The 5668-nt window shown below is 71.2% G+C and carries 6 protein-coding genes and 1 pseudogene; 4 read left to right on the top strand and 3 right to left on the bottom strand.

The window, feature by feature from the left end; all coding sequences use genetic code 11:
* A pseudogene (locus CA984_RS42330) lies at positions 1-411 on the bottom strand (cytochrome P450); the annotation flags it as partial.
* 175 nt (positions 412-586) lie between these two features.
* Between CA984_RS42330 and CA984_RS42325 the strand changes: the two are divergent.
* The 3 genes from CA984_RS42325 to CA984_RS48960 are packed head-to-tail and all read left to right on the top strand — an operon-like array spanning position 587 to position 3611.
* Positions 587-1372 (top strand): SDR family oxidoreductase, encoded by a 786-nt coding sequence (locus tag CA984_RS42325; RefSeq protein WP_165781624.1) that lies wholly within the window; start codon positions 587-589, stop codon positions 1370-1372.
* 52 nt (positions 1373-1424) lie between these two features.
* A complete protein-coding gene (gene asnB, locus CA984_RS42320) occupies positions 1425-3218 on the top strand; it encodes an asparagine synthase (glutamine-hydrolyzing) (RefSeq protein WP_165781623.1) in 1794 nt (597 codons plus the stop codon).
* A 12-nt stretch (positions 3219-3230) separates the two neighbouring features.
* Entirely contained in the window at positions 3231-3611 is a 381-nt protein-coding gene (locus CA984_RS48960) for a Tn3 family transposase (protein WP_207621253.1), read from the top strand.
* Here CA984_RS48960 and CA984_RS42310 read toward each other — a convergent pair.
* Positions 3496-4287 (bottom strand): winged helix-turn-helix transcriptional regulator, encoded by a 792-nt coding sequence (locus tag CA984_RS42310; RefSeq protein WP_278249104.1) that lies wholly within the window; start codon positions 4285-4287, stop codon positions 3496-3498. The two genes, CA984_RS48960 and CA984_RS42310, sit on opposite strands and share 116 nt — an antisense overlap.
* Between CA984_RS42310 and CA984_RS42305 the strand changes: the two genes are divergently transcribed.
* Positions 4194-4388, top strand: coding sequence for an OsmC family protein (locus CA984_RS42305; protein WP_278249105.1), 195 nt, complete (start codon positions 4194-4196; stop codon positions 4386-4388). The genes CA984_RS42310 and CA984_RS42305 overlap by 94 nt on opposite strands.
* Positions 4389-4477: 89 nt before the next feature.
* Here the strand turns inward: CA984_RS42305 and CA984_RS42300 are convergent.
* On the bottom strand, positions 4478-5668 hold a 1191-nt coding region (locus CA984_RS42300; RefSeq protein WP_108724699.1), incomplete at its 5' end, for an acyltransferase family protein.

Below are 5668 nucleotides of genomic sequence, written 5' to 3'. Positions count from 1 at the left end.
GGAGACCAGGTCGGCGGGGGGACCGGCGGAGATCAGATCGTCCATGAGCTGCCCGGCCAGCCGCCGGGTCCACGGCCGCAGGGCCTCCACCCGGCGTGCCGTGAAGTGCCTCGTGGCGGTACGGCGCAGCCGGGCGTGCTCGGGGCCGTCCATGCCGAGCAGGACGTCGGGGCCCGGGTTGGAGGCGCCCATCTGCGGTGCGCCGGGCAGCTCTGCCGCCGCCCGGCTGAAACGCGGGTCCGCGAGCACCTGTTTGACGTCCTCGTAACGGGTGACCAGCCAGGCACGGTCGCCGGTCGGCAAGGTGACCAGGGTGACGGGCGCCTCCTCGCGCAGGCGGGCGAGCTCGGGGGGCTGCGTGATTCCGGGGGGAAATGTGAACGGGAAATTCCCGGGGTCCTCAGTGGTCATCGGTGTGTCCGTCTCCTTTTGACTGTGAATTTTTCACAGAGTCAAAGGGGAAGCGCTCCAGTTCATCTGGAGCCCGACATGATTTCCGGTTCATCGATCCGGGCGGAACGGTTCCGGCCGGGTTCTCCACCGGTTCTCGAGCTGCGCTGGTGCCGCGACGGTGACAATGAGCGGCATGACGGCGATCGTGATCACCGGTGGTACCCGAGGCATCGGGCAAGGTCTCGCCCGCGCGTTCGCCGCCCGCGGCTGCCGGGTCGTGATCTGCGGACGTTCCGAGGAGAGGGCGCGCTCGGCTGCCGGCGCGCTCGGCCCCGGAGTGCTCGGCGTGCGGGCCGACGTCACCTGCCGGCCGGACCTGGAACGGCTCTGGGAGAAGGCCGAAAAGGAGTTCGGCCGGGTCGACCACTGGATCAACAACGCCGGTGTCGCGCTCGCGCCGCGGCTGCTGTGGGACGTCCCCGAATCCGACATCCGCAAGGTCGTCGAGGTCAACATGATCGGGGCCGTCAACGGCAGTGCCGTGGCGGCCGAGCGGATGCTCACCCGCGGCGGAGGTTTTCTCTGGAACATGGTCGGATTCGGCAGTAACGGCAGGATCTCCCGTGGAATGGCGCTCTACGGATCGACGAAAAGGGCACTGGCTTATGTGCACGACACCCTGGTGCTGGAGACCAGGGGAACGCCGGTCCGGGCCGGGCTGCTCTCGCCGGGCATGGTGGTCACCGAACTGGTCGCCGACAACGACCTACGCGCCGACCTGCGGGGCCGCAGGCAGCAGCTGTACTACGAGGTGCTCTCCGACCCGCTGGACGTCGTCGCGCCCTGGATGGCCGAGCGCATCCTGTCCGCCCGGCGCAACGGGGCGAGGGTCGAGCGGCTCACCACCCCGAAGGCACTGGGTCGGCTGGCCGGAGCGCTGCTCCGAGGACGTGTCCGGCCCGGCCGCAAGGCGCCCTGACCGCGCCCGGCACCACCCCCATCGACGCGGACCCAGCAGGAGGCCAGGCCCTATGTCGGAGATCGCCGGTTGGGTGGACTTCGAAGGCGGACCCGCCACGGCGGGCGCCGTGGTCACCGAGATGACCCGGGCCCTGGCCATGGGGGAGTGCGGCGACCTCCGGCTGTGGTCGGGTCCCGGGGGCGCCCTCGGACTGCGCGACGCCCGTTCACACGGCACGGCCGGCCGGGCACTGCTCGACGCGCGTGGCGCGCGCGGCCCGGCGGTCATCGCCTTCGGGGGCGCCTGCGACAACCGCGCGGAGCTGCGCGGCCTGCCCGGCCGCCCGGACGGCCAGGGCGACGCGGCGGCGGTGCTGCACGCCTACCGGGTGCTCGGCGGCCGCTTCACCGAACGCCTGCGCGGCTCCTACGCCTTCGCCCTCTGGGAGCCTCAGGACGCCGCGCTGACGCTGGTCCGGGACCGGCTGGGCACCCGCCCGCTCTACTATCTGGAGCTCGCCACCGGCGTGGTCTTCGCCTCGCGGCCAGAGGCCGTACTGGCACATCCGGCGGCGCACTCGGCACTCGACGAAGACGGCCTGCGCATCGTGCTCTCCGGGATCACCATCCCCGGCCGGACCGTCTACCGGGACGTCCGCGAGGTGCGTCCGGGGCACGCGGTCCGCTTCTCCCGCGAGGGGAGGACCGAGCGCCGCTACTGGGCACTGTCGGCGGCCGAGCACCGCGACGACACCGCGACCACCGTCGCACGGGTCCGTGAGCTGCTGGAGGACGCCGTCGGCGAGCAGACGGCGGACGCCGGGCGGGCCGGCAGCCTGATGTCGGGCGGACTGGACTCCAGCACGCTCGCGGCGCTGCTGGCCGGGCGGCGGGAGGGGCGCCTGGCCACCTTCTCGGTCGACTACCAGGGCTACGAGGACAGCTTCCGGCCGCACATCGTCCGGCCGGAACCGGACAGCCCCTACGTCCGTGACATGACGGCCCATCTCGGATCCGACCACACCGACGTGGTGCTGACCACCGGCGACCTCACCGCCCCCGACGTCTGGAACGCCCTGGTGGCCGCGCTGGACCAGCCCCGGCTGTTCGCCGACACCGAGCCGTCGATGATCCTGCTGTACCGGGCGGTCCAGAGCAGGCTGGACACGGTGCTCAGCGGCGAGGGAGCCGACGAACTCTTCGGCGGATTCCCCTGGTTCCACCACCCCCGGTGGGCCCAGGCGCCCGACTTCCCCTGGACGCCGACGACCGACGAGCTGGTCGGCACCCTCTTCGCGCCGGCGATGAGGGACCTGGCGGTGGCGGACTTCCGCGCCGAGCACTACCGCGAGGCCCTGGCGGAGCTGCCCGCTCCGCCGGATGAGGACCCCCGGGAGCGGCGGATGCGGGAGGTGAGCTACCTCTTCGTCACCCGTTTCCTGCCCGAGCAGCTCGACCGCGCCCACCGGCTGAGCACCGGCTGCGGATTCGACGTCAGGATGCCGTTCTGCGACCACCGGCTGGTGGAGTACGCGCTGAACATCCCGTGGGGCGTCAAGAACTTCGACGGCTCGGAGAAGAGCGTGCTGCGCGCGGCCGCGGCCGACCTGCTTCCGGCTTCGGTGCTGGAGCGCCGCAAGTCCGGATACCCGATGACGCACGACCAGGGATACGACCTCATCCTGCGGGCGAAGGCCGGCGAACTGGCGGCCGGCGGGCCGGTGCTGCCGCTGCTCGACGCATCCGTGCTGGAGCGCCTGCGCGAGGACCCGTCCCAGGGGCCGGCGCTCAGCCGTACCGAGCTGGAACTGGCCCTGAAGCTCGACGCCTGGCTCACCCGGCGTCGGCTCACTCTGCCGCACTGACCGGAGAGCGACCTGCCCGGTGGCGCCGCGGGCGACTACGGCCCCCTGGAAGCCGTCGCCCGGCAGAAGGCGGCCCTCAAGAAGATCATCACTCGGTGGCCGGACATGCTCCGCGTTGTCGGCTCCCTGATCACCAACCAGGTCCGCGCCTACGACTTGCTGCGCATGTTCAGCCGCGGCGGCCGCCCCAACCCGCTGGGCCACGCCCATCTCAACGTCCTGGGCCGCTACGCGTTCACGGCCTCTCAGCCGCCGGCCAAGATCGTACAGGCCGGGTTCATGACGCGGGGGCTTGTGATGCTGATCGGGTTTGCGGGCGTGGGAGGCGGAACAGTTGGTGCAGTCGGCGCAGGGCTTGTTGGTCGCCGGAGGCGGAGGCGGCGCCGTTGTTGATCGCTTCGGCGAGGGTTGACCGGCCGGCGGCGAGGCCGCGGAAGACCTCGCCGCCGATCGTGATGGTCACGTCGGGGTGCTGGGCCGGGCCGTGCACCGTTTCGATGGTGCCGTCGTCGATGCGGGCGTGGAAGACCTCCTCCTCGACGCGGAACTCATACAGTGCGTGCAGGCCGGTGGCTGCCTGGGCGTCGAAGCACGCTCTCAGGCCGAGCACGGCCCAGCCGGGGTGGAAGGTCTCCTGTTCACGGGGTTCGTCCATTGCCCATTTCAGGCCCCACCGGGCCAAAGCCGGCACTGCGGGGCCGAGCTCCTCGCCAGCCTGGGTGAGGGCATAGGCGGCGGTGCGGGCCGGTGGAGGGAGGGTGACCTTGTGGACCAGTCCTTCGTGTTCCAGATACTTCATCCGTGCGGCCAGTAGGCCGGTGCCCAGACCGCGCAGGCTGTGTTGCAGGTCGCCGAAGCGTCTGGGGCCAGTCAGCAGCTCACGGATGAGTAGCAGAGTCCAGCGTTCCCCGACGAGATCGAGGGTGCGCGCGGTACTGGTTCGGGCGCACCGCCGACGGCAGGCTGGAAGTGGACCTGCGACAGCCCGAGGAGCTGGGCGGGGACGGCGAAGGGACCAACCCCGAGCAGCTGTTCGCCATCGGCTACGCCGCCTGTTTCGCCGCCTCACTGGCGCTGGTGGGCCAGCGCAAGCAGTTACGCGCGGATGACGCGGCGATCGACGCGAAGGTCATGCTCATCCCCGTTCCGCCCTCGACACCACAAACTTGATCATGGCGACAAACGGCCGTCAACCGTCGAGATCCTTCTCACCGCCAATGGCTGTTCCTGCGTTCCTCAACCCCGTTCCCACGGCGACGTCAGGCGCCGGACGCGCCGCCGCCCTCCGGCAGGTTCCCCGCCCGGTGCCCGGCGACGCCCTGCGGCGGCACCCGCGATCCGCCGTCCGGCGCAGGGGCCGGCGCGGCGGACCGGCCCGCCCAGCGGCGCATCGCGGGACGCTCGACCAGGACGTGCAGGGCCCAGGCGAGCAGGACCGAGACCGCCAAGCAGGCCAGCAGGAAGCCCAGACCAACCGGGGTGCTCCAGGCGGGCCCGGAGGAGAAGGCGTCCGTCGGCGGGCCGAACGCCCGATGCCCGTAGGCGAGCACCAGCCCGTGTACCAGGTAGAAGGCGTACGAGATCTCGCCGAGCCAGACCATCACCCTGGTGCTCAGCACCGTCCTGCGGCCCTGGACGTCCGCGGCGGCGGCGGCCGGGATCAGCAGCGCCAGGGGAATCACGGTGCACGCCGCGAACCGGTAGAGGAACGGGGCGAACAGCGAGGCCGCGTAGCCGGCGAGCACCAGGAGGACGGCCGCAGGCAGGGGAAGGCGGATCCACCGGCCGGTCAGCACGATCCGTGCGAGCAGCATGCCGAGGGCGAACTCCAGGAGCCGCACGGGAGGGAAGGCGTAGACGGACCAGATCTGGGCGAAGGAGGCCGGCCCCCATGACCACTGTGGCTGATCCGGCAGCAGGGCCTGGACGGCCGGCGGCGCCAGCAGCACCCCCACGACCGTCGCCCCCGCCCACCACCACAGGCGGCTCGGCCTGATCCGGCCGACCACGAGGAACAGCAGCGGGAACGCGAGGTAGAACAGGGCCTCCACCGAAAGCGACCAGCTCACGGCATTGACGCTGACCATGAAGGAGTACTGGGGGATCCAGGCGTGCAGCAGGAGAAGGTTGGTCACGCCCTGCCAGAGCCCCCCGGACTGGCCCGCCCAGCCGATCAGGACGAGCGCGACGGCGAACGTCACGACATGGTTGGGGAAGATCTTGACGAAGCGCCTCCGCCAGAACCCCGCCGTGCCGTCTCCCGGCCGAGCCGACCAGGTGAGAACGAACCCGCTCAGGACGAAGAAGAACGAGACCCCCACGAATCCCGCACTGCCGCCGACGAAGAGGAAGCCGTAGCGCAGCGGCGGAGCGCTGAACACCTGCGCGATGCCGGCGTGGAACAGGAACACCAGGGCTGCCGCCAGGAACCGAAGGCCGCTCAGCGAGGG

This window comes from Streptosporangium minutum (assembly GCF_002149035.1).
GTDB classification, from domain to species: domain Bacteria; phylum Actinomycetota; class Actinomycetes; order Streptosporangiales; family Streptosporangiaceae; genus Streptosporangium; species Streptosporangium minutum.
The sequence above is the reverse complement of the archived record's forward strand: the minus strand, read 5'-3'. Positions and strand labels throughout refer to the sequence as shown.

Coding starts and splice junctions, on each gene's coding strand:
- CA984_RS42325 (WP_165781624.1), top strand. CDS start 587: ATGACGGCGATCGTGATCACCGGTGGTACCCGAGGCATCGGGCAAGGT.
- asnB (WP_165781623.1), top strand. CDS start 1,425: ATGTCGGAGATCGCCGGTTGGGTGGACTTCGAAGGCGGACCCGCCACG.